The sequence below is a fragment of the Butyricicoccus sp. genome (assembly GCF_050872565.1).
In the GTDB taxonomy this organism is placed as follows: domain Bacteria; phylum Bacillota; class Clostridia; order Oscillospirales; family Butyricicoccaceae; genus Butyricicoccus_A.
On record NZ_JBNMHC010000273.1, the window covers coordinates 1 to 3,130 of the forward strand.

3 protein-coding genes and 1 pseudogene are annotated in these 3,130 nt (G+C 44.1%); all 4 read left to right on the forward strand.

What is annotated here, in order from left to right:
• Positions 1-1,177 (forward strand): type I-B CRISPR-associated protein Cas8b1/Cst1 (cas8a1, locus tag ACR0P9_RS09920; RefSeq protein ID WP_432619713.1); only part of this gene is annotated, 1,177 nt, incomplete at its 5' end.
• On the forward strand, positions 1,174-2,037 hold the full coding sequence (gene cas7i, locus ACR0P9_RS09925) for a type I-B CRISPR-associated protein Cas7/Cst2/DevR (protein ID WP_432619715.1): 864 nt from the start codon (positions 1,174-1,176) through the stop codon (positions 2,035-2,037). The genes cas8a1 and cas7i, both read left to right, overlap by 4 nt.
• Positions 2,027-2,806, forward strand: a complete 780-nt coding sequence (gene cas5 / locus ACR0P9_RS09930; RefSeq protein WP_432619717.1) for a CRISPR-associated protein Cas5 — start codon at positions 2,027-2,029, stop codon at positions 2,804-2,806. Before cas7i ends, cas5 begins: the two co-directional genes overlap by 11 nt.
• Before the next feature lie 54 nt (positions 2,807-2,860).
• A pseudogene (locus tag ACR0P9_RS09935) lies at positions 2,861-3,130 on the forward strand (CRISPR-associated helicase/endonuclease Cas3); the annotation flags it as partial.

Sequence of the window (3,130 nt, forward strand, 5' to 3'; positions counted from 1 at the left end):
GCAGCAAATAGCGTGCGTGCCGGAGCTATATGAAAAATTGAAACAATATGGCAGGATTTTCGCACTGAAAGATATTGTATATAACTTTATTCAGCCATATTGGGGCGGTATTGCGTTTTTGAATAAGACAAAAAACAAAGATCCGTTTGAACAGGCTTTTGAACAGGAATTTATCCAGCAGATTTTGGCGTATAAGCCGAAAAAAGGAAAAAAAGTATATCACTGCCTGCAATGCGATACGGTTTTGCCGGGAGCACCGACTGGTGCCAGCATGGCGTGGATCGAGGATGTCGGCGTCGATGTCAAACGAAAGACCAACGGATTTTGGAATTTTAACCTTGATTTGGCACCGTGCCCGCTGTGTAAGCTGGTGTATGCTTGCATTCCGATTGGATTTTGCAGCATGGCATATGAGGGCGTGTTCATCAATAGCAATACCAGTTTTAGACAGCTCAACAGCCTCAATGATTTGAAACCGCGTGATATGACAAAGGGATCTTTTGCAACGATTATCAATCTCTTTATTGGACAGGCAAATGAGAGAGAGGCAGAGAGCAAACTGAAAAATATTCAGGTCGTCCGCCGCAGTAGAAATGAAAAAGGCAATTGGGAATATCGTGTCAATATTTTGTCTGCGGAGCTGTTGGAAAAATTTACACAGTGCAAAACAGCATTGGAACTGCTGATAAAAATCAATCCGAGATTGCATCGCCAAGTCATCGATGAAATTTTGGAGGGCAAGAATCTGTATCCGCTGCTGTATCGACAGTATCGAGAGGCACTGAGTAAAAAGTATTCGTTAGGAATGTATTTTCCTGTTTTGTGTATTCAAATCACAATGTTTGCCGAAAGAGAGGGGAAAATGATGACAGAAAAGTACTTGAAATATGTAAGAAGTGAAGGGGGAAGGTTACAAGAAAAGATAAAGAGTCGAATCAATGGAAAAAATACGATTACATTGTCGTATGGTCTGCTCAATGCTTTACAGGCGGGCGATAAGAATCGCTTTTTACAGCTGGTGATGAGACAATATTTGTCTCTGGGTCTGCCGATACCGGATTTGTTTATTGAGACGATTGCGGATGATGAACAATTCCGTGCCATTGGCAATGCATTTTTGATTGGGTTGAGTCAGAATAACGAAACAAATGATGGAGAAAAGGAGAAGGAAGCATGAAAAATGGATTGACGGTATCTGCGATTTTTGAAGCATCCAGCCTAAACTATGGCGAGGGCATGGGCAATATTACCTCCCTCAAGCATATCACACGCGAATGCGGTGAGCAGTATACGTACATGTCTCGACAGGCTTTGCGATATAATTTCATTGAGCAATTGAATTGTGACAATACGCCGGTAGAGGCAAACGGCAGCGGCGAAAAAAAGGTCATTCAGTTTGCACCGGAAACGAATATTCGAGATTATCCGGAAATTGACTTGTTTGGTTATATGAAAACGACAAAAGGAAACAATGCGACTACACGGTCGGCAGTGGTTCGTTTGACCAACGCGGTTTCCTTGGAGCCATTCCATGCGGATTTGGATTTTCTGACCAATATGGGACTGGCACGTCGGTGTGACGCAGACAATTCGATTGCGCAAAGTGAGCTGCACAAGTCCTTCTATGCGTATACCATTACGATTGATTTGGATCGCATCGGTGTAGACACAAATACGGGAACAGAGCTGGACAATGCTGAACGGGCACGCCGCGTTTGTGCGCTGTTACAGACAGCAGAGTTCTTGTATCGAGATATTAAAGGCCGCCGAGAGAATCTGGCACCGGTATTTATCTTGGGCGGTGTTTATGCGAGAAAATCTCCGTTCTTTGAAAATCGTCTGCGTTTGGAAAAGGGCAGACTGAACGTACAGATGATTCAAGATGTTATGGAAGCCATTGGGGAAGAAACCAATGTCGGTTATTTGCCGGGTACATTTCACAATGACGCAGAGATTCGGGAAAAACTGCCGTGCATGACAATTTCTGCATTCTTTAAGAAGCTGTGTGCAGAGGTGGAGCAGAACTATGGAGTCTGAAACCAAGAAAGCAGTTCGCATCATTGCGTATCAAAATATGGCGTCTTATCGCGTGCCATCCAGCTTGGCGATAAAGGAAAGTTATCCGCTACCGCCATATTCCAGTGTGATTGGCATGGTACATGCGGCATGTGGGTTTGAAAGCTATGTGCCGATGCAGGTGAGTATTCAGGGAACCTGTCAAAGTCATGTTTCGGAGCTGTATACGCGCTATGAATTTGGTCAGCATACGAAATATGAAGCAGGACGACATCAGATTTGCCTGAAAAACGGAGAAAAAAAACTGGGTATGAACCGCGGTGTGGCTCCGATTGAATTGCTGGTCGATGTGTATTTGATTCTGCATATTATCCCAGACGATGAGGCAATGGTTCCGGTAATTGCAGAGGGAATGCTGCATCCGAAAAACTATCTCTCTTTGGGACGCCATGAGGACTTGATTCGCATTGATGCCGTAGATATTTGCGAGCTGAAAAAGACGGAATTAGAAGATTCTCTTGTCGTACCGTATGATGCCTATATTCCGGTACAGGAGCGGGAACGATTGGGCTTTGCTTCTTATGCGACCGTGTATAAGCTGCATAAGAACTATACGATTGACCCGAATTTACAGATCCGGTTATGGGACAGTGTTCGTGCTCAATTGGTCAAAGGCGGAGCAGAATCAGAAATCGAAGAGGAAGAAATCGTTTGGCTGGATGATACACCGCCGAAAAACTATGTAGGAGAACTCAAAATCGGACTTCCTATGCCGGTGTTTGGAGCATAATGAGGGAAAGGTGCCCGCTTTTTGCGGGCACTTTTGATAAAGAGGTATGATACCATGTTTTTGGCAAAAAGTAACGGAGAAACTTTAGAGGAGCATGTCAAAGCATGTCTGCGAGTGCTGGAGTCATTGCATCGCAAATACCCGCATCTTCTGACGGAGTCAGAATGGGATTTGTTGAGACAAGCGGTAATTGTCCATGATTTAGGGAAGCTCAATCCATTGTTTCAAAAACTCATGAAAAATGGGTATTTAACAGAGAAAGAATGGAGCGAGTGGATTCCACACGGACAGTTAAGTCCAGCTATGCTTAAGAAACGAGCACGA

Bases quoted from the DNA above. Each gene is read 5' to 3' on its own strand.
- cas5 (WP_432619717.1), top strand. From the start codon at position 2,027: ATGGAGTCTGAAACCAAGAAAGCAGTTCGCATCATTGCGTATCAAAAT.
- cas7i (WP_432619715.1), top strand. From the start codon at position 1,174: ATGAAAAATGGATTGACGGTATCTGCGATTTTTGAAGCATCCAGCCTA.